14 protein-coding genes are annotated in these 19,939 nt (G+C 63.6%); 5 read left to right on the forward strand and 9 right to left on the reverse strand.

What is annotated here, in order from left to right:
* Positions 1 to 184 precede the first annotated feature (184 nt).
* The 8 genes from HB860_RS04760 to recN all read right to left on the reverse strand — a co-directional run bounded on the left by HB860_RS04760 (position 185) and on the right by recN (position 11,269).
* Entirely contained in the window at positions 185 to 1,291 is a 1,107-nt protein-coding gene (locus tag HB860_RS04760; RefSeq protein WP_247625887.1) for a 3-deoxy-7-phosphoheptulonate synthase, read from the reverse strand.
* A gap of 260 nt (positions 1,292 to 1,551) precedes the next feature.
* A complete protein-coding gene (locus HB860_RS04765) occupies positions 1,552 to 2,358 on the reverse strand; it encodes a siderophore-interacting protein (RefSeq protein ID WP_247625888.1) in 807 nt (268 codons plus the stop codon).
* Between the two features lie 133 nt (positions 2,359 to 2,491).
* On the reverse strand, positions 2,492 to 3,889 hold the full coding sequence (locus HB860_RS04770) for an efflux transporter outer membrane subunit (RefSeq protein ID WP_432612669.1): 1,398 nt from the start codon (positions 3,887 to 3,889) through the stop codon (positions 2,492 to 2,494).
* Positions 3,886 to 5,949, reverse strand: coding sequence for a MacB family efflux pump subunit (locus HB860_RS04775; protein ID WP_247625890.1), 2,064 nt, complete (start codon positions 5,947 to 5,949; stop codon positions 3,886 to 3,888). The genes HB860_RS04770 and HB860_RS04775 overlap by 4 nt, the downstream gene beginning before the upstream one ends.
* The gene (locus HB860_RS04780) at positions 5,946 to 7,109 is read right to left on the reverse strand and encodes an efflux RND transporter periplasmic adaptor subunit (RefSeq protein ID WP_247625891.1); all 1,164 of its coding nucleotides are present in this window, start codon (positions 7,107 to 7,109) and stop codon (positions 5,946 to 5,948) included. The genes HB860_RS04775 and HB860_RS04780 overlap by 4 nt, the downstream gene beginning before the upstream one ends.
* Positions 7,110 to 7,354: 245 nt before the next feature.
* On the reverse strand, positions 7,355 to 7,795 hold the full coding sequence (locus HB860_RS04785) for a universal stress protein (protein ID WP_247625892.1): 441 nt from the start codon (positions 7,793 to 7,795) through the stop codon (positions 7,355 to 7,357).
* Positions 7,796 to 8,192: 397 nt separating this feature from the next.
* Positions 8,193 to 9,074, reverse strand: a complete 882-nt coding sequence (locus HB860_RS04790) for a DHHA2 domain-containing protein (RefSeq protein ID WP_247625893.1) — start codon at positions 9,072 to 9,074, stop codon at positions 8,193 to 8,195.
* A gap of 530 nt (positions 9,075 to 9,604) precedes the next feature.
* Positions 9,605 to 11,269, reverse strand: a complete 1,665-nt coding sequence (gene recN / locus HB860_RS04795) for a DNA repair protein RecN (RefSeq protein ID WP_139436320.1) — start codon at positions 11,267 to 11,269, stop codon at positions 9,605 to 9,607.
* 335 nt (positions 11,270 to 11,604) lie between these two features.
* Between recN and HB860_RS04800 the strand changes: the two genes are divergently transcribed.
* Positions 11,605 to 12,765, forward strand: coding sequence for a GGDEF domain-containing protein (locus tag HB860_RS04800; RefSeq protein WP_247625894.1), 1,161 nt, complete (start codon positions 11,605 to 11,607; stop codon positions 12,763 to 12,765).
* Between the two features lie 39 nt (positions 12,766 to 12,804).
* Here the strand turns inward: HB860_RS04800 and nadK are convergent, their stop codons facing one another.
* Positions 12,805 to 13,689, reverse strand: coding sequence for an NAD(+) kinase (gene nadK / locus HB860_RS04805; protein ID WP_005332581.1), 885 nt, complete (start codon positions 13,687 to 13,689; stop codon positions 12,805 to 12,807).
* A 263-nt stretch (positions 13,690 to 13,952) separates the two neighbouring features.
* Between nadK and grpE the strand changes: the two genes are divergently transcribed.
* From grpE to HB860_RS04825, 4 genes are all read left to right on the forward strand, one after another.
* Complete coding sequence (gene grpE, locus HB860_RS04810; RefSeq protein WP_025327678.1) at positions 13,953 to 14,528, forward strand: nucleotide exchange factor GrpE; 576 nt, start codon at positions 13,953 to 13,955, stop codon at positions 14,526 to 14,528.
* A 334-nt stretch (positions 14,529 to 14,862) separates the two neighbouring features.
* Positions 14,863 to 16,788, forward strand: coding sequence for a molecular chaperone DnaK (gene dnaK / locus HB860_RS04815; RefSeq protein WP_139436324.1), 1,926 nt, complete (start codon positions 14,863 to 14,865; stop codon positions 16,786 to 16,788).
* Positions 16,789 to 17,041: 253 nt separating this feature from the next.
* Positions 17,042 to 18,178, forward strand: coding sequence for a molecular chaperone DnaJ (dnaJ, locus tag HB860_RS04820; RefSeq protein WP_139436326.1), 1,137 nt, complete (start codon positions 17,042 to 17,044; stop codon positions 18,176 to 18,178).
* A gap of 262 nt (positions 18,179 to 18,440) precedes the next feature.
* The gene (locus HB860_RS04825; protein ID WP_247625895.1) at positions 18,441 to 19,931 is read left to right on the forward strand and encodes a carbohydrate porin; all 1,491 of its coding nucleotides are present in this window, start codon (positions 18,441 to 18,443) and stop codon (positions 19,929 to 19,931) included.
* Positions 19,932 to 19,939: the final 8 nt, after the last annotated feature.

Below are 19,939 nucleotides of genomic sequence, written 5' to 3' on the forward strand. Positions count from 1 at the left end.
TCCCGCTTTGCCTGGCTGCCCATCTTCCTATCAATGGGGAAGTGCTTGTCCCTCTCGCACTATTTCTCTTTCACCATCACTGCCCTATTTGACACCCCTGTCCAGACAATATGTGAATGTCATTTATCGGTATAGGGATTGAATAGGGGTCTGGCGACCCCGCTGCGATTAAATAGGAAATAGGTCAGCTGACCGGTTGGCCGAGATCGCGGTGAAGGGGAATGGCGCGACCGTTTGCAAATTGACGGCGCGCCATGACCCCATCGGCCAGCATGGCCAGCAGGCTCTCACTCTCTTCCCAGCAAAGGCAGGCATCGGTGACCGACAAGCCATATTGCAGCTCACTCAGTGGCGCCGGTTTCTGGCTGCCCCCTTGCAGGAAGCTCTCGACCATGACGGCGGCAACGGCCGTGCTCCCGCCCCGCAACTGGCGGCAGAGCTCCCCGGCGACCAGGAGCTGGTTCTGGTGCAGCTTCTGGCTGTTGCCGTGGCTGCAATCCACCATCAGCCGAGGGTTGAGCCCCTGGCGCGCCAGGCGTTCGGCCGCGTCCATCACGTCGCTCTGGTGATAGTTCGGCAGGGTGCCGCCGCGCAGAATGATGTGGCCGCCCGGATTGCCTTCGCTCCTGATCACCACCATGCCCCCCTGGCTGCCAGGGGCGGTGAACAGATGGGAGGCCTCGCTGGCCAGGATGGCATCGATGGCCACCCGGATGTTGCCGTCCGTGCCGTTCTTGAAGCCGACCGGGCAGGGCAGGGCCGAGGCCAGTTGCCTGTGTACCTGGGATTCGGTGGTGCGGGCACCGATGGCCCCCCAGCTGATGAGATCCGCCAGATAGAGGAAGCTGGTGGTATCGAGGAACTCGGTGGCGGTGGCCAGCCCCAGCCGGTTGATGTCGAGCAGCAGCTGACGGGCCAGGTGGAGCCCATGAACGATGTCGTTGCTGCCATCGAGATGAGGGTCGAAGACCAGCCCCTTCCAGCCGACTGTGGTGCGCGGTTTCTCGAAATAGGTGCGCATCACTATCTGCAGGCTCTCCTGATACTCGGTGGCGAGCCGTGCCAGCCTCTTGGCATAGTCGAGGGCGGCGACGGGATCATGGATGGAGCAGGGGCCTATCACCACCAGCAGACGATCGTCTGCCCCGCTCAGGATCTGGCGCACCTGGTGGCGGTGGTGGTCAATGTGCTGCGCCATATCGGCCGGGCGGGGATGCTGTGCCAACAGGTCGGCAGGGGGGGGGAGCGCCTCCACCGCGAAGGCGCGCATTACCGAATTCAAAACAGCCATCTGGGGTTACCTTGCAGTGCAAATGGGGTCGACGATGTGTCCGGAGTGTTCGGGTGTCTGGATCAGGGGATCTGCGCCCGGCACACAGCATCTTTGTTGAGAGTGATTATCATTATCTTGCTGTTTGTCTCAAATGCAAGCACTACCGAGAGGATTACCAAAGATGGGGGGCGGGCCGTAAAAAAGGGAGGGAAGCATGACAACCAGGCCCGCTCCCGAGCGGGAGAAGGCCTGATAAGAGCAAGGAATACAGGGTGTTATCAGCTATCCATCACGACGTGGCGATCCTGATGGTAGGCGTCTTCATCCTTGCCGCTGCGCCAGTAAGGCACTGCGTAGACCCGCTGGCGATCGGTGTCCAGGGTCCGCCTGACATGACGGCGCAGGGGCACCACCAGACCCTCTTCCCCCCCGAACCAGAAATAGCTCTCCTCGGCGGCCATGGGCAGGGAGGTGAAGTACTCCACCAGGGGGCCGGTCTGGTCCGGCGTGCCGACAAACCAGCGCAGGCTGACCCCTTCTGGCAGCGACAGATCCTGCACATCTTCCTGATGGGGCACCAACAGGGCGATATGGCCCCTGGCCTCTGCCGGCATCACCTCGGCCATGGCGCTGATGGCGGGCAGGGAGGTGAGATCGCCGGCCATGTAGTAGTGAGCGGCCAGCTGCAACATAGGGTCCGGGCCGCCCGGGCCCGAGATGGCGAGCCTGTCCCCCGGCTTGGCGTGGAGGGCGAAGCGGCTGGCGGGGCCGATGTCGCCGTGCAGGGCGAAGTCGATGTCGATCTCCAGGGCCTCGCGGCGGAAGGCGCGGATGGTGAAGGTGCGCAGTATGGGCTTCTGGCTCGGATCCTCCCAGCGGGGCCCCTTGGGGGTCGGGGTTGGCAGCACTATCTCGCTCTGGCCCGGCCGGGGCAGCATGATCTTGATATGGGCACCGCCACAGCTGAAGGGGTAATCCGCCAGTTCAGGGCTGGTCAGGCAGACTCGGCGCAGATGAGGGCTCACATCGTGGACATGCTTGACGGTGAGCAGGCGAGGGCGATTGACCGGGGCGGGCTGTGACATTTGAGTACTCCTGACAGACGAGAGCGCTCATTTTTCATTAAATGAAAACTATTATCAATTGCTTTGTTATGGAGAGGATACAAGGGCGGCCAGCAGGGAGGTCATGCCGGCCGCCCTGGGGGTTGACCGGGCTCTAGCTCCGATCGCTCCCTCCCAGTGCCCGGTAGATCCCGGCCATGGTCTTGAGCTGACTCTGTTGCTGGGCCAGCACGCCGAGTTCGGCATCCCACAGTCGATTCTGCTCGTCCAGCCAGGGCTGAACCCCGGTGGCGCCCGCCAGGAAGCGGGCCCCCGCCAGCCGCTCGGCCTCTTTGGCATAGGCCAGCTGCTGCTCGAGATAACGCAGCCGCTGCTCCCCCTGCTGGCGAGCGGCCAGGCCGTCTTCCACCTCCAGCAGGGCCGTATAGAGCTGCTTGCGAAACTCGGTCTCGGCTATCTGATAGTCAATCTCGGAGCTCGCGATGGAGAGCCGGGTCTTGTTGTACTCGAGGAAGGGGAGCGCCAGGGTCGCACCCAGGGTTCCCACCGGGTTCTGCAGCACCTGGGTCAGGGTGTCCGAGGTGGTGCTGGCGCCGCCGGTGAGGCTGAGGGTGGGGTAGAAGCCGGTGCGGATCTCGTCCCCTCTGGCCAGCGTCTTGCGAAGACGCAGCTCCGCGGCCCGCACGTCTGGGCGCCTGGCCAGCACATCGGCGGGGATGCCGACCGCCAGCGTCGGAATGGGACCCATGGCGAGGGAGGTCGGGGCAAATTCCAGCGGGCCGCTGCTGCGGCCGAGCAGCAGGCGCAGGGCGTTGCCGGCCTGCTCTCGTTGCAGGGTGAGAGAGGCGAGCTCCGCCTGCTTGCCGGCTTTCTGCTGGCTGGCCTGTACCAGATCGAGGCGGGTGACGGCCCCGGCGTCATATTTTGCCCGGGTCAGCCGCTCTATCCGCTCGTAGTTGGCCAGCTGGCGCTCGCCCAGGGAGATGGCCGAGCCGAGATACGCCAGCTGCCAGTATTGCTCCAGGGTCTTGCCTACCAGCATCAGGCGGGTGGCGGCGCGATCCTGCTCGCTGGCCTCTGCCTCCCACTGCGCCTGATCCCGCACCGAGGCGAGCCGGCCCCAGAGATCCACCTCATAGCTCAGGTTGAAGGAGGGGCCCAGGTTGCTGCTGGCGCTGCCATCCTTCATGTTCTTGTTGCCGCTCGCCCCCAGGCTGGCGTTGACCGAAGGGGTGAGGTTGGTGTCGGCGAGATCGGCGCCGAGCAGGGCGCTCTTGAGCCTGAGCCCCGCGACCTGCATGTCCGGGTTGGCCGCGAGCACCTCATCGACCAGCAGGTCGAGGGCGGGATCCCGGAACCCCTGCCACCAGAGCCCGGCCTGCTGGCCGCCAAGATCCCGGGCGTCCTGCTGCCACGCTGGCGCCACATCCAGTTCGGGCCTGTGGTAGGTGCTCTGCTGGCTGCAGGCACCGAGGCAGACGGCGAGCACTAGGCTGAGCGCCGTTTTTGACCAGAGGCGCAGCCCCCGATCGGATAAGTTGTGCATCATCATTCCCTCGCCAGTGCCTCGACCGGATCGAGCCGGGCCGCATTGCGGGCGGGCAGGTAACCAAACAGGATCCCGATGAGCGAGGAGCAACCGAAGGCCATCAGGATGGAGAAGAGCGAGAAGCGCATCTGGAAGCTCTCCACGAGCAGGGAGAAGATAAAACCGATGAAGATGGCCAGGCCGATGCCGAGCAGGCCCCCCAGCAGGCTGACCATCACAGCCTCGATCAGAAACTGCTGCAGGATGTCGGACTGACGGGCGCCGACTGCGATGCGGATCCCTATCTCCCGGGTGCGCTCCACCACAGACACCAGCATGATGTTCATCACCCCGACCCCGCCGACGATGAGGGAGATCACCGCGATGGCGGAGACCAGCAGCGTCAGGGTGGCCGTGGTCTTCTCCACCGACTTGACGATGCTGTCGCTGCTGAAGGTGAAGAAATCCTTCACCCCGTGGCGCTGGGTCAAGAGCGCCACGGCGGCCTGCTCGGCCAGCGCCGGCTGGACCCCGTCCTTGACCCTGATGGTGATCTGGCTGAAGTGGTTCTGGGAGATGAGGCGGCTCATCACGGCACTGTAAGGCAGCCAGACATTGACCGACTGGCTGCTGGGGCCAAAGCCGGTCTCCTGGGCCACCACGCCGACGATGCGCACCGGCAGGGTGCCGACCAGTACCACCTGGCCGACGGGATCCGTCTTGCCGAGCAGGCTGGTGATGGTCTTGCCATCCACCACGGCCACCGCCGTCCGGCTGCGGATGTCCCGCTCGTCGAGCAGGCGGCCCTGGGTGAGGGTCATCCCCTTGACCCGGAAAAAGTCGCTGCCGACGCCCACCACGCTGCCGCTGCTGGTCTTGTTGCGATAGCGCAACTGGCCCGAGGTGGCGATCTGGGGGCTGGCCCCCTCCAGATAGGGCTGGCCGAGCAGGGCGTCGAGATCCCGCTCGTTCAGGGTCTGGATGCTGGCGGCCTTCTCGTCGCCCCAGTCCTTGCCGGGGAAGATGTCGATGGTATTGGTGCCCATGGCGTTGATGTCGTTGATCACCTTGGCGCGGGCCCCCTGGCCGAGTGCCACCACGCTGACCACGGCGGCGATGCCGATGATGATGCCGAGCATGGTGAGGAAGGTGCGCATGCGGTGGGCCAGCATGGCGTGCAGGGCCATGCGACCCGCCTCCCGGTAGCGATCCCAGCCCTGGCTGCCGCGTTTGGCGACAGAGGCGGTGGGGAGCCGGTCCGGCGCCGGCTCGCGGGCTTTCTGCCCGGTAGCTGGCCGGGGGAGGGCGCAAGATAGCTGTTCGACAGTGGCCTGGGGGATCTGCTGACGCTCTTCCACCCCGTGGGCCTTATCCGGGGAGATGGGGGGGCTGGCAGCCGGCTGGCCGCTGTCCTCCACCACGCGCCCGTCCCGCAGGGTGATGATGCGATTGGCGTGGTCGGCCACCGCCATGTCGTGGGTCACCAGAATGATGGTGTGACCCTGGGCGTGCAGCTCCTTCAGGATGGCCATCACCTCCTTGCCGCTGTGGCTGTCGAGGGCGCCGGTAGGCTCGTCGGCCAGGATCACCTCGCCGCCATTGGCCAGCGCCCGGGCTATGCTGACCCGCTGCTGCTGGCCGCCGGAGAGCTGGCCCGGCCTGTGGTGGCTGCGATCGCTCAAGCCCAGGCGGGTCAGCAGGGTGCGGGCACGTATCTGGCGCTCGGGGCGGGAGGTGCCGGCATAGATGGCGGGGATCTCCACGTTGGCAGCCGCATCCAGATGGGGCAGCAGGTGGTAGCGCTGGAAGATGAAGCCGAAGTGGTGGCAGCGCAGCCGTGCCAGGGCCAGGGCATCCAGGCCGGCGGTGTCCTGACCACGAAACAGGTATTGGCCGCCGCTCGGACGATCGAGGCAGCCCAGCAGGTTCATCAGGGTGGACTTGCCGGAGCCGGAGGCACCGACTATGGCCACCATCTCCCCCGCCGCTATGGTCAGATCCAGCGGGTGCAGCACCGTCACCTCGTGCTCCCCGCTCTGGTAGCGGCGCTCTATGCCCTTGAGCTGGATCAGGGGCTCGCTCACGGGACCATCTCCATCTCATCGTTCTGGACAGGCTTGTCCTGCTCCAGGGTCACCTTGTCCTGTTCGTCAAGACCGCTCACCACCTCTATCTTGATGTCATCCTTCATGCCGGTCTTGATGCGGCGGGTCTCTTTCTGCCCGTCCTCCTTGAGCAGGGTGACCTCATATTCATTCTCTCCCAGCTTCTTGCCGAGGGCGGTCTGGGGGATGGCCAATACCTGTTTGCGTTCACCCAGCACTATGGTGACCTGGGTGGTCATGGCAACCCTCAGCTGATGGTCGGGGTTGGGCACATCGAACAGGGCGTAATAGTAGATGGCGGCATTGCTGGTGGTCGTGGTGTTGGCGCTCTGCTCGTTGATGTTGGTGGGGGCCAGCTCGACAGTGCGCAGGGTGCCGTGATAGCGGCGATCCGGGTCTCCGATCAGGGTGAAGTAGACCGGCATGCCGGCCCTGACCTTGGTGACATCCGCCTCCGAGATCTGCGCCTTGACCGTCATGGTGTCCAGGTTGGCGAGCTTGAGCAGGGTCGGGACCGTCTGGCTGGCGGCCAGGGTCTGCCCCTGACGGGTCACTATGCTGACCACTGTGCCATCCATGGGGGCCTGAATGCGGTTATAGCCGAGCTCCGTCTTGGTGCGCTCCACCTTGATCAGGGCGTTGTCGATGTCTGCCTGGGCGCTCTGCAGCTCGGCCCGGGTGACGGCCAGCTGCGCCTCTGCACTCTCCAAGTCGGCCCGGGAGCTCGCCTCCTGCTTGAACATCTGCTGCTGGCGGCGCCAGGCCAGCTCGTTCTGCTTGAGCTGCGCCTGCTTGATCTTGAGCTGGGCACGGCGGCTGGCCAGCTCGGCCTCGGCGGTCTTGAGGTTGTTCTGGGCTATCAGGGGATCTATCTCTGCCAGCAGGTCCCCCTGCTTGACCTGTTGCCCGGCTTCCACCGCCAGATAGGTGACCTGACCCGAGACCTGGGCCCCCACATCCACCTGCTCTATGGCCTGCAGTACGCCGCTGGCCAGCACCGTCTGCTCCACATCCTGACGGGTCGCTGTGGCGGTCAGCACGGGGTCCGGGGTCTTGGCGGGCCAGGCCAGCCAGACCACGAGGGCCAGCAGTGCCAGGGCAAGCAGGGCATATTTGCCCGGTTTTGGAAGAGTCTTCATTTATCACCTGAACGAAACGAGCGAAGGCGTGCAAGGGCGATATCCTGCAGCAAATGGCACTTAAAAAGAAGCGAGCAATGTGTAAGAAATCATGTAGATGAAGTTATCAATTAAGGAGCCGGGTGACAGCCGGAGAAGAGGAGGCGAGCCCTGCATGATACCCGCTGGGGGCAGTGCAAGGGGCCGGGAGGTCTACCTAGGGGATAAATGCAGGGAGCCCGCTCGTTGAGCGGGCTCCCGGGTATTCAGCCGACCGCCTTGAGCTGCTCGGCATAGGGCTCGTGGCAGATCTGGATATCGACGGGCAGCTTGTAGATGAGCAGGCGAGCCAAGGATCCCTCCATCCAGTGGTGGCGGCTGCCGACCAGCAGGAGCGAGGCCGGGTGGGAACTCAGCCACTGGCCCAGATCCCTGACCACGTCATCGACCACCAGGCAGTGGTAATCCACCGGATGAGGCAGCAGGGTGATGAGTTCGCTGATGATGGCCTTGGCATCCAATGTGCCCTGGGCACTGCGTTCTTCCTCGGACAGCGACAGACTATTGCGGCGCACCTTGCTGCTGTGCGTCAGGTGCAACAGGGTCAGATCGCACCCCAGCCCCTGCGCCAGGCGGCTCGCCTTGGCCAGCGTCTCCTGCTCGTAATCCTTGCCTTCCAGCAACAGCACTATGTTGGTGTGGGTCATCAGCAGTTCTCCTTGGCATGGCGCGGGTCACCGGGGACAAAGGAGCTGTCCCCTACCACAGTGATCCCGCCCTGTATTGCATGGTTCTCACTTGTCTGTCTGTGGGCGCCAGACGTCATCCTTTGTCGGTGAGGGCGCGCAAGATCACCTTTGTTTACATCAGCATAACAGACGCAGTTGAACGGAGAATGAAGACATGCCGCCCATGGCCCCCTTGATGGAGGAATGAGATGGGTAAAAGGTCCGTGGGTAGCACAGCCGTGGGGTTTGTCTTGGCTGTGCCTGGTGATCATGCTGCTCGCCCGGCTCCGAGCCAAGGTGCAGGGAGCCGATGTCGAAGGGGGGAATCCCGGTGGCGGTCGGCGGGCCGCCACTGGGACAGGGGCTGGCTGGGGGCTTATGACAGCTGTCGGGTCAACCAGGGAAGCCCCTCTTTCTTGCGGCTGAGGGCCCCCGCCAGGTGAACCGGCTCGGCTGGCAGTATGCCCCTGCTGGCAAAGTGGAGCTCACTGCTCCCCTTGGCCAGATCGGTCAGCATCAAGACATAGCCATCCAGCGAGTCCAGGGTCAGCCTCTGCGCCATGGCGTGATGCAGCTCCTCCATCCGGCTGTGGATCTGGCTCGGGTCCATCACGCAGATCTGGCTGACCATGAGGGAATGGCCCGCTATCTGGTAGGCCTTCTCGTCGGCAACGAGCAGCTCGCACAGGGGGGTATCGCCCAACTGGGTGCGCCGCTCCAGCAGGGTCTGGGCAAAGGGGGCCAGGGCCAGATCGGCGATGGGCAGCAGCCGTTCGACCGCGAGCCTGTCCTCTGCCGTGGTGGTGGGGGAGGTGAGGTTGAAGGTGTCGCTGATGATGGCCCCCAGCAACAACCTGGCCTGGGCGCGGGACAGATTGTCATGGCCCATCAGCGCCAACAGCACAGTGGCGCTGCACCCGACCGCCCTCACCCAGGCGTCGAGGGGGCCACGGGTGATGAGGGTGCCGATGCGGTGGTGATCGATGAGGCCTTGCACATCGGCCTCGGCCAGCCCCTCCGGCCCCTGCTCCAGTTCGCTGAAATCCACCAGAAAGACCGGCTTGTTGGCGACGCTGCCCGTCAGAACCGGGGGGGCCGACACGCCCGCCGTCTCCAGGATGAAGCGGGTCTCGGCAATGGGTTCACCCAACGCATAGGCCTGGGCTGGACGTCCCTGAAGGTTGAGCCAGTCGGCGGTGACCAGCGCGGTGCAGATGCTGTCGCTGTCGGGATTCTTGTGGCCAAAGACATGAAGCATGAGGTGGTTCCTGATGTCGGGTGATGGTCTCGGCCGCATGTCGCGGCGCCGGGCCAGAGGGGGCCATGGGGCCCGAGTCGGTTCCACTCTACTGTCTGGCGGCCAGGGGGGCAAATTCGGCCGCTCTTCGCTTGGGGCGCCGAGGGCTCGGGGAGGTGCCGGGAGCACGCCATCGACCCAAGCCCTTGGTGACACTTGGCGCCTGGCAGCAGAGGCATAGGGTGGCCCTGTGCGAGTGCCGGTGCCCGCCCCCCCTGGCAGATTGCCGGGGGCGATGACTCGGCGCCTCGGGCAGATCGTACAAGGGGGCCAGTGCCGCGTTGGGCGGGCAACCGGGGAGGTTGATCACTACCCCCCGTACCGGTGGCTTGGTGGCTCTCCTTCCGGTCAGGTCACCATGAAGGTGGATGACATGGCGCTTAGGGCTGGCGTCGGAAGGTTGATGACTCACTCCCGCTCATGTCGACGAAGGCTGAATGGCTCGCCGCCCCAGAGGCGGCGAGCGGCGTCGATGGCTTGTCGCACCACCCTCAGGAGGCAAGCAGCTCGCGGGCATTGGCCAGGGTGTTGTCGGTGATCTGATCCCCCCCCAGCAGACGGGCCAGCTCGTTGAGGCGGGCCCCCTGGTTGAGCGCCTGCATCTGGGTCTCCGTGGTCTTGCCGTCCGTGTGCTTGCTGACCACCATGTGCTGGTGACCCTTGCCGGCCACCTGGGGCAGGTGAGTGACCACCATCACCTGGGTGGATTCGCCGAGTTGGCGCAGCAGGCGACCCACCACGGCCGCCGTCGGGCCGCTGATCCCCACGTCCACCTCGTCGAAAATCAGGGTGGGGGTGGAGATCTTGCGGGCACTGATCACCACCAGGGCGAGGCTGATGCGCGACAGCTCGCCGCCGGAGGCCACCTTGCCCAGCGGCTGTATGGGCTGCCCGGGGTTGGTGGTGACCATGAACTCCACCCGATCGATACCAAGGGGGGAGAGGCTGCTCTGGGCGTCGGGACGCACCTCGATGGCGAAGCGGCCGTCGGGCATCGCCAGCTCGTGCATGCTGGCGGTCACCTGGGTGGCCAGCTCCTGGGCATAGCGCTGACGGCTCTGGCTGAGCACCTCTGCCGCCTGGACAAAGGCCTGACGGGCCTCGGCCAGTTCATCCTCCATCCCCTCCAACCGCTCCTCATCGGAGTGGAGGCGGGCGAGATCGCTGGCCAGATCCTGGTGGAACTGGGCCAGCTCGGCGGGTTTGACGTGGTGCTTGCGGGCCAGGTTGATCGCCTTGGAGAGGCGGGCCTCCAGCTCGTTGAAACGCTCGGGATCCAGCTCCAGCAGATCCAGATAGCTGCGCAGCTCGCTGTGGCTCTCCTGCACACCGATCAGGGCTTCATTCAGCATGCCGAGCACGTTGCCAAGGCGGCTGTCCATGCCGACCAGGGTCTCGGCTCTGTCCACCGCCACCTGCAGCAGGCCGGCTATGGTGGTCTCCTCGTTGTCATAGAGCAGGTCGAGGCAATAGCCGCACTCCTGCATCAGCTCGGTGCCGTTGGCGAGACGCTGGTGCTCCTCTTCGATGGCCTCAAACTCCCCGGGTTGCAGGGCGAACTCGTCCAGCTCCTGCACCTGATACTCGATGAGCTGGCGGCGGGCCTCCCGCTGCTGCTGTTCGGCCTTGAGACGGTTGAGCTCGTTCTGCAGCTGACGCCACTGCTGATAGTGCTGGCGCACCTCATCGAGCAGCAGGTGGTGACCGGCATAGCCGTCCAGCAGGGCGAGCTGATAGTCGGGTTTGAGCAGCAGCTGATGAGCGTGCTGGCCGTGAACGTTGACCAGCAACTGACCCAGGCTCTTGAGCTGCACCAGGGGGACGGGGACGCCGTTGATGTAGCTGCGCGAGCGGCCCTCGGCGGAGAGCACCCGCCGAACGATGCACTCACCGTCGTTCTCCAGCTCGTTGGTGGCGAGCCAGGCGCGGGCGGCGGGGTTGCCGTCCAGCAGGAAACGGGCACTGACTTCCGTCTTGTCGCTGCCCGGCCGCACCATGCTGGCTTCGGCCCGCTCGCCGAGGCAGAGGCCGAGGGCGTCGATGGCAATGGATTTGCCTGCCCCCGTCTCCCCTGTGATGCAGGTCATGCCGGATTGCAGATCGAGTTCGAGAAACTTGACGATGGCGAAGTTGTTGACGGTCAGCTGGGTCAGCATGGTCTCATCCTGTATGGGTCAACATTACTGTGTATGCATCCAGTATATACTGGTCTTATATACAGTAAAGTGTGCGTGGCGGGATTTTTTGCCGGGCAAGGGGATGAGGGGCTGTGCGAGGGGGGCTGCACTGGGAGAGGCGCTGAGCCGCCATGGCATCCCATGGGGGATGTGAGCCTGGGGCTGTCGCGCGATGAGCCTGTATTCGTTCACCTTTATGGGGTCTTGTCGCGGCGGTGAACTTGTGGAGTCGGGGTGGCTGAGACACACTCGAGACAGGCATGGCTCAGGTTCAACGGGCAGGCCACCGTGCCTCACACCAAGGATGCGTCCAGATGATCCACACTCCGACCCTGCTGTTGATCTCCCTGGCAATCAATCTGATGTCGGCACTGCTCATGTTGTTCATCCACTTCTTGAAGCCGGGTCGGCGCAACTTCCTGTTCTGGTCCCTGTCGGCCTTCCTCTTCTCCCTCTCCATCCTGCTGCTCAGTCTGGGAATAGGGAGTGGTCATCCGGCCCTGGGGATCAGGGTCGGTGGCCTGGTCTCCCTCATGAGCATATTGCTGTTGCTGGCCGGCTTTTATGCCCTCTATGGCCGGTCCTGGCGCCCCCGTCCCCTGTGGGGAGGGGTTGTCCTGTTGCTGCTTGCCTATCTGGGGCTGTCGAGCCGCTTCGAGGTGCGCATTGTGCTGGCCCTGATGGAGTCGGTGGTCTACCTCTGGTGTGCTTGTCTCATCGTCTCCCTCAGCCGGCACCAGAAGCGGGTGCTCCATGCCGTCGCTGCCATTTATCTGCTCCATTTCACCATACTGCTGAGCCAGGGGCTGCTGCTCTTGCTGGGGCCTGATAGCCGCATGGGCAACGGGGACGGGCTGCTGGATGGCATCTTCTTCATGCACATGGTGCTGACCATAGGCTCGGTATTGCTGCTGCCCCTGGTGGCCTATGTGGAGGCGGAGCAGGCGCTGCTGGCCCTCTCGGAGCGGGATCCCCTCACCGGGGTGCTCAACCGGCGCGGCCTGTTCAGGCTGGGAGAGCGGGCGCTGCCGGGTCAGATGCGCTGCGTGGTGGTGCTCGACATAGACCACTTCAAGAGCGTCAATGACCGATTTGGCCACGGCTGCGGTGACGAGGTGATCCGCTACGTGGCCCGGGTGCTGGTGGCCGAGGCGCGCAAGGATGATCTGGTGGGGCGCATAGGTGGCGAGGAGTTCGCCCTCATCATGGGAGGGGTGAACAGCCAGATGGCCCATGACATCTGCGACCGGATCCGCCGCCAGATAGAGACGGGCTCCCGTCAGGGGGCCTGCCCGCCGTGCGAGGGGGTGACGGTCAGTGTGGGGGGCGTCTGCGCCTGTGCAGAGACAGGGTTGGCGCACTTGCTGATGAAGGCCGACGAGGCCATGTACAGGGTCAAGGCAGCGGGGAGAAATGGCGTGCATCTGCAGCTCGAACCCGGACCGCTTCGGCTGGTTGAGGGGGGCGAGGGCTAGGCCCTCGCCTTCAGGCTCGCGTCGGCCCGGGCCCGCTTGCTAGAACAGCTTGCTGCCCCAGCCGAGCTTGTTGCGCAGCACGTGGAAGTAGCTGTAATCCAGCGGATGCACCAGGTGCAGCTTGTGCTGGCTCTTCTTGATGAGGATCTCGTCCCCCGGGTGGACCGCCAGGGTCACCTGACCGTCGCAGCTCACCTGCATGGCGTCATCCTGATTGTCGGGGGAGACCAGCAGCCGCACCTCGCTGTCCGCGTCCAGCACGATGGGACGGCTGCTCAGGGTGTGCGGGAACATGGGCACCAGCGTGATGGCGTTGAGCTTGGGGGTGAGGATGGCGCCCCCCGCCGACAGGGAGTAGGCGGTGGAGCCGGTGGGGGTGGCCACTATGATGCCGTCCGAGCGCTGGCTGTACATGAAGCTGCCATCGATATAGACCTCGAACTCTATCATGTGGGCTATCTTGCCCGGGTGCAGCACCGCCTCGTTGACCGCCAGGTTGCTCGACTTGCGCTCGCCGTGGCGATAGACGGCGGCCTCCAGCAGGAAGCGGTGCTCGCTCTTGAAGTGGCCGGAGAGCACCTGCTCCAGGGGCAGCAGGTAGTCCTGGGGCGAGAGATCGGTCAGGAAGCCGAGGTTGCCCCGGTTCACCCCTATCACCGCCACATCGAACCGGGACAGCACCCGGGCGGCTCCCAGCATGTTGCCGTCACCGCCGACGACGATGGCGAGATCCGCCTGCTCGCCGAGCTGCACCAGATCCATCACGTTGTCACCCAGGATCCCCAAGGTCTGGGCGACCCGGCTCTCCAGCAGCACCCGAAAACCGCGGGTACTCAGGTATTGATACAGGCCGCTGAGGGTCTGGTTGGCCCCTTCATGATGGGGCTTGCCGATGAGGGCAACGGTTTTGAACGGAGAATCCATAGGTTATCGGGTCTGGGGAAGTCTTGCGGGGAGTATACCGCGCTTTGCCGGGGATTTGTCTGTCTCCATGCCCCTTGGCGCAATCGGCCCCGAAAAGTGGCAAGCTGGCCGGCTGGCGGCAGGCATTGTGCCTGATATGCCCTTTTCCCCTTGAAAGCCGGGGCTGCGTCCCCATAATAGCGCCAACACAGGGTCCGCTGACGCGTGTCGCTTGTCTGAACGTCAGCAGCCCCTCATAAGCAACCCTGAATATTGGAGATGTCATGAGCCACGAAGAACAAAAGGTTGAAGCGATGGAGCAAGTGGAAGTCCAGCCAGTCGAGCCGACCGATGTAGACAGTGAAGTGACAGCCGAGCAGGCCCGCATTGCCGAGCTGGAGGCCCAACTGGAAGCGGCCCAGCAGGCCTCCCTGGAAGAGCGCGAGCGCGCCGTGCGTGCCGTCGCCGAGATGGAAAACCTGCGTCGTCGTGCCGCCCAGGACGTGGAGAAGGCCCACAAGTTCGCGCTGGAGAAGTTCGCCGCCGAGCTCTTGCCGGTGCTGGACAACCTGGAGCGCGCCATCGAGCTGGCCGACAAGGAGAGCGAGGCGCTCAAGCCGATGATCGAAGGGGTCGAGCTGACCCTCAAATCCATGCAGAGCTCGGTGGCCAAGTTTGGCCTGGTTGCCCTGGATCCGCAGAACCAGCCGTTCGACCCCAATGCCCATCAGGCCATGAGCATGATAGAGAACGCCGAACTGGCGCCCAACACCGTCATCGCCGTGATGCAGAAGGGCTATGAACTCAACGGTCGGGTGATCCGTCCGGCCATGGTGATGGTCTCCAAGGCCCCGGCCTGAGTCCCGTCCCTGTGCTGAGCCCGCCGCTCGGCGGGCTTTTTATTGGTAGCGGCGCCATCAGAATATGCAATGGCGCCATTTGGCAAGCACTCTTGCGCCCAAGTGGCAAGAATGCGCGGTTTTTTAAGGTCAGGGCTTGAAGCGTCGGCTTGAGACCCCATATAGGTGGCAAGGCCACGGCGGCATCTGATTTCAGTGGCATGGAAACTTGAGTGACACGGAAAGAATTTGATGTCGGGTGCTTGAAAGCCACAGTGTCAGGCCCCACCTAGCCGTTAACGTATTTAAGGCGAGCCCCTCGCCAGTTTATTCAAAGTATTTGGAGATTCGTCAAATGGGTAAAATCATCGGTATTGACCTGGGTACTACCAACTCCTGCGTTGCTATTCTGGATGGCGACCATGCTCGCGTGATCGAGAACGCGGAAGGCGACCGTACTACTCCGTCCATCATTGCCTATGCCGATGACGGCGAAATCCTGGTTGGTCAGCCGGCCAAGCGCCAAGCCATCACCAACCCGAAGAACACGCTGTTCGCCATCAAGCGTCTGATTGGCCGTCGTTTCGAAGATGAAGAAGTACAGCGCGATCTGAAGATCATGCCGTACGCCATCGCCAAGGCTGACAACGGTGACGCCTGGGTAGAAGTCAAAGGCAAGAAGATGGCACCGCCGCAGATCTCTGCCGAAGTGCTGAAGAAGATGAAGAAGACCGCCGAGGATTACCTGGGCGAGCCGGTGACCGAAGCCGTCATCACAGTACCGGCCTATTTCAACGACGCCCAGCGTCAGGCCACCAAGGATGCCGGTCGCATCGCCGGTCTGGATGTAAAACGCATCATCAACGAACCGACTGCCGCGGCCTTCGCCTATGGCGTGAACAAGGTCAAGGGCGAGCGCAAGGTTGCCGTGTATGACCTGGGTGGTGGTACCTTCGACATCTCCATCATCGAGATCGACGAAGTGGAAGGCGAAACCACCTTCGAAGTGCTGGCGACCAACGGTAACACCCACCTGGGTGGTGAAGACTTCGACAACCGCGTCATCAACTACCTGGTTGAAGAGTTCAAGCGCGAGCAGGGCATCGACCTGCGCAACGACCAGCTGGCTCTGCAGCGTCTGAAAGATGCCGCCGAGAAGGCCAAGATCGAGCTCTCTTCCGCCCAGCAGACCGACGTGAACCTGCCGTACATCACTGCAGATGCCACAGGTCCGAAGCACATGAACATCAAGGTGACCCGCGCCAAGCTGGAATCCCTGGTGGAAGACATGGTGAAAGACTCCCTGGAGCCGGTCCGTGTCGCCCTGAAAGACTCCGGTCTGGCAGTCGGCGAAATTGACGACGTCATCCTGGTGGGCGGTCAGACCCGTATGCCGCTGGTTCAGAAGACCGTTGCCGACTTCTTTGGCAAAGAGCCGCGTAAAGACGTCAACCCGGACGAAGCCGTGGCCATGGGTGCCGCCATCCAGGGTGCCGTACTGTCCGGTGACAAGACCGACGTACTGCTGCTGGACGTGACCCCGCTGTCGCTGGGTATCGAGACCATGGGCAGCGTGATGACTGCGCTGATCGAGAAGAACACCACCATTCCGACCAAGAAGTCCCAGGTGTTCTCCACTGCCGAAGACAACCAGTCTGCCGTGACCATTCACGTGCTGCAGGGTGAGCGCAAGCGTGCCAGCGACAACAAGTCCCTGGGCCAGTTCAACCTGGAAGGCATCCGTCCGGCACCGCGCGGTCTGCCGCAGATCGAAGTGACCTTCGACATCGACGCCAACGGCATCTTGCACGTCTCCGCGAAAGACAAGGAGACCAACAAGGAGCAGAAGATCACCATCCAGGCTTCTTCCGGTCTGTCTGACGAAGAGATCGAACGCATGGTACGCGAGGCGGAAGCCAACGCGGCGGAAGACAAGAAGTTCGAAGAGCTGGTGCAGACCCGCAACCAGGCTGACGGTCTGGTCCACTCGGTACGCAAGCAGGTGACCGAGGCCGGTGAAGCCCTGCCAAGCGATGACAAGGCCAAGATCGAGACTGCACTGTCCGAGCTGGAAGCCGTCATCAAGGGTGACGACAAGGCTGCCATCGAAGCCAAGCAACAGGCTCTGATGGAAGCGTCCCAGAAGCTGATGGAGATTGCCCAGCAGCAGGCTCAGGCGCAAGGCGCCGGTGCCGAGGCCGGTCACTCCTCTTCTTCCGCCAAGGCTGACGACGACGTGGTCGACGCCGAGTTCGAAGAAGTGAAAGACGACAAGAAATAAGCCCAACCCAGATGGGCAGAGCAGACTCTGCCCATCGGCTCAGAATCTGTTCGCGGTCTGTCGCGAGAGGCCGTCAGCAAGGTAAAGAGCAGCGCAGGAACCGGAGTGTATGTGAATACATGAGGATTCCGAGCAGCACATGAGCCTTGATCACGGCTTCGTAGTAAGAGTGTGAGCAGATTCGTCAATGAATTTACGGGCGTTGGGTAACCAACGCCCGTCTGCATAACGGCTCAAGTAGAACAGGATGAGTATGTCGAAGCGCGATTTCTACGAAGTGCTCGGGGTATCGAAAGGTGCCGACGAGCGCGAGATCAAGAAGGCGTACAAGCGTCTGGCGATGAAGTATCACCCGGATCGCAATCAGGGTGATGCCGCATCGGAAGAGAAGTTCAAAGAGGTCAAGGAAGCCTACGAGGTCCTGACCGACGAGAACCTGCGTGCCCGCTATGACCAGTACGGTCATGCCGGCGTGGATCAGAGCCAGGGCGGCGGCCACGGTGGCTTCGGCGGTGGTGCCGATTTCGGTGACATCTTCGGCGATGTGTTTGGTGACATCTTCGGTGGTCGTGGGGGTGGTCGTCGCGGCCCGGCCCGTGGCTCCGACCTGCGCTACAACATGGAGCTGACCCTGGAAGAGGCGGTGCGCGGGGTCTCCAAGGAGATCAAGATCCCGACCCAGGTCCATTGCGAGGTCTGCAACGGGTCCGGTGCCCACACCGGCAGCCAGGCCCATACCTGCCCGACCTGTCACGGCTCCGGTCAGGTGCAGATGCGCCAGGGCTTCTTCGCGGTGCAGCAGGCCTGCCCCCACTGTCACGGTCGCGGCAAGATCATCAAGGATCCCTGCCGCAAGTGCCATGGCGAGGGTCGCTACCAGAAGACCAAGACACTGTCGGTGAAGATCCCGGCGGGCGTCGACACCGGGGATCGCATCCGCCTCTCCGGCGAAGGGGAAGCGGGGGAGGCCGGCGCACCGGCAGGGGATCTCTACGTACAGGTGCACGTCAAGGAGCACGAGATCTTCGTCCGTGACGGCAACGATCTCTACTGCGAGGTGCCCATCAGCTTCACCGCAGCGGCCCTGGGTGGCGAGATCGAAGTACCGACCCTGGATGGCCGGGTCAAGCTCAAGGTCACGGCGGAAACCCAGACCGGCAAGCTGTTCCGCCTGCGGGGCAAGGGCGTCAAGTCCGTGCGCTCCGGCCAGGTCGGGGATCTGATGTGCAAGGTGGTGATCGAGACCCCGGTCAAGCTGACCGAGACCCAGAAAGATCTGCTGCGCCAGCTGGACGAGTCCTTCAGCGGTGCCGCTGCCAAGACTCACAAGCCGAAATCCGAAGGCTTCTTCGAAGGGGTGAAACGCTTCTTCGACGACCTGACCAAGTAACCGCGACTCGCGTGACCCAAGCCGGCCTTCAGTGCCGGCTTTCTTTTTGCCTGCCATTTGCCCTAGATCCCCCCTATTGAGTGGATCCCGATGAGGGATCCTCCTCACAACTCCCGGCGCTTTTCCCTGTGCAAACGTTACTCTGATCACAAGTGGCTGAAACGGTTTAGCTGGCATATTGAGTTAGCTAAAGCGGTTTAGCTATCCTCTGCTCGTCCATAACAACAGCGCCCGGACGGGCGGCAGATGACAGGTGAGGAAGATGACGATGTTCAAGAGCAAGTTGGCGCTGGCGGTGGCGCTGGGATTGGGGATGAGCAGCCCGCTGTGGGCGGCGGATGGCGGTATCGAAGCCCGACTGGCGGCGCTGGAGGCACGGGTGCAGGCGGCAGAGTCCCGCGCCGCCGCCGCCGAAGCGCGGGCAGATGAGGCCCAGAGCAAGGCGAGCGAGGCCCGGGAGGCCGCCGTGGTGGCCAAGGCCCAGAGCGAGAAGGTGGACAAGCAGACCGCCGGGGCCCAGGGCTTCGAGTTCCACGGCTACGCCCGCTCCGGCCTTCTGGTCAACGGCAACGGCAACGGCGGGCGCGGCGGCCCCTACATCACCCCGGCCGGCTCTGTGGGCGGGGCCGTGGGTCGTCTTGGCAACGAGGATGACACCTACATGGAGGCCAACCTGTTGAAGACCCAGACCTTCGACGATGGCAGCTGGGCCCGCTACAAGCTGATGCTGGCGGACGGGGTGGAGACCAGCAACGACTGGACCGCCAGCGATTCCAGCCTCAACACCCGCCAGGTGTTTGCCGAGATCGGCGACCTGGCGAGCTTCAGCGGCCCCTTCCAGCACTCGGTGCTCTGGGCGGGCAAGCGCTTCGATCGGGACAACTTCGACATCCACTGGCTCGACTCCGACGTGGTCTTCCTGGCCGGGACCGGCGGCGGCGTCTACGACGTGCAGCTGGCCGACAGCTGGAAGGCGAACTTCTCCCTCTACGGGCGCGACTACGGCGACATCAGTGCCAGCGGTCTGTCGGACATAGAGAGCTACATCCTCACCATGAACAACCGCTTCGGCAACTGGCAGTGGATGCTGAACGGCCTCTCGGCCAAGGACAACGAGGCGCGCATCAACGACGGCGGCGTTGGCAGCGAGGCGGCGGACAAGGGGGCGCACACCCTGGTGGCCTACCACGCGGACAGCTTCTTTGGCATCAGCCCCGGCTTCTCCAAGGCCGCCGTGCTCTATGGCCATGGCCTGGGGGCCGAGCTCAAGGGACTGGGCTCCGACAGCGAGCTGCTGCCGGATGCCGACGCGGTGCGGGTCGCCGTGTTTGGCGCCACCGACCTCAACCCGCGCTGGCGTGTCGCTCCGGCCCTGCTGGCGGAGCAGAGCCAGGATCGCTACGTGAAAGGGGATGAATACCAGTGGCTGACCCTCAACACCCGGGTGGCCCAGGTGCTGAGCCAGAACGTAGAGCTGGTCTACGAGGCGGCCTGGCAGTACATGGACTTGGATCCCCAGGGCTACAAGGGGCGTCAGGCCGTGAGCGGCAACTTCACCAAGCTCACCTTCGCCCCCACCTTCAAGGCGCAGACCGCCGGCTTCTTCGAGCGACCCGAGTTGCGGGTGTTCGCCACCTGGATGGACTGGTCCTCCGAGCTCGACAACTACGCCAGCACAGATGCTATGGGCCAGAGCGATTTCACCGCCGGTGGCGAGTGGAACTTTGGCGTGCAGATGGAAACCTGGTTCTAGTTCGTTAT

This window comes from Aeromonas genomosp. paramedia (assembly GCF_023093515.1).
Lineage (GTDB): Bacteria > Pseudomonadota > Gammaproteobacteria > Enterobacterales > Aeromonadaceae > Aeromonas.

Bases quoted from the DNA above. Each gene is read 5' to 3' on its own strand.
- nadK (WP_005332581.1), bottom strand. From the start codon at position 13,689: ATGGATTCTCCGTTCAAAACCGTTGCCCTCATCGGCAAGCCCCATCAT.
- HB860_RS04800 (WP_247625894.1), top strand. From the start codon at position 11,605: ATGATCCACACTCCGACCCTGCTGTTGATCTCCCTGGCAATCAATCTG.
- dnaJ (WP_139436326.1), top strand. From the start codon at position 17,042: ATGTCGAAGCGCGATTTCTACGAAGTGCTCGGGGTATCGAAAGGTGCC.
- HB860_RS04785 (WP_247625892.1), bottom strand. From the start codon at position 7,795: ATGACCCACACCAACATAGTGCTGTTGCTGGAAGGCAAGGATTACGAG.
- HB860_RS04765 (WP_247625888.1), bottom strand. From the start codon at position 2,358: ATGTCACAGCCCGCCCCGGTCAATCGCCCTCGCCTGCTCACCGTCAAG.
- grpE (WP_025327678.1), top strand. From the start codon at position 13,953: ATGAGCCACGAAGAACAAAAGGTTGAAGCGATGGAGCAAGTGGAAGTC.
- recN (WP_139436320.1), bottom strand. From the start codon at position 11,269: ATGCTGACCCAGCTGACCGTCAACAACTTCGCCATCGTCAAGTTTCTC.
- HB860_RS04790 (WP_247625893.1), bottom strand. From the start codon at position 9,074: ATGCTTCATGTCTTTGGCCACAAGAATCCCGACAGCGACAGCATCTGC.
- dnaK (WP_139436324.1), top strand. From the start codon at position 14,863: ATGGGTAAAATCATCGGTATTGACCTGGGTACTACCAACTCCTGCGTT.
- HB860_RS04825 (WP_247625895.1), top strand. From the start codon at position 18,441: ATGACGATGTTCAAGAGCAAGTTGGCGCTGGCGGTGGCGCTGGGATTG.
- HB860_RS04770 (WP_432612669.1), bottom strand. From the start codon at position 3,889: ATGATGATGCACAACTTATCCGATCGGGGGCTGCGCCTCTGGTCAAAA.
- HB860_RS04780 (WP_247625891.1), bottom strand. From the start codon at position 7,109: ATGAAGACTCTTCCAAAACCGGGCAAATATGCCCTGCTTGCCCTGGCA.
- HB860_RS04760 (WP_247625887.1), bottom strand. From the start codon at position 1,291: ATGGCTGTTTTGAATTCGGTAATGCGCGCCTTCGCGGTGGAGGCGCTC.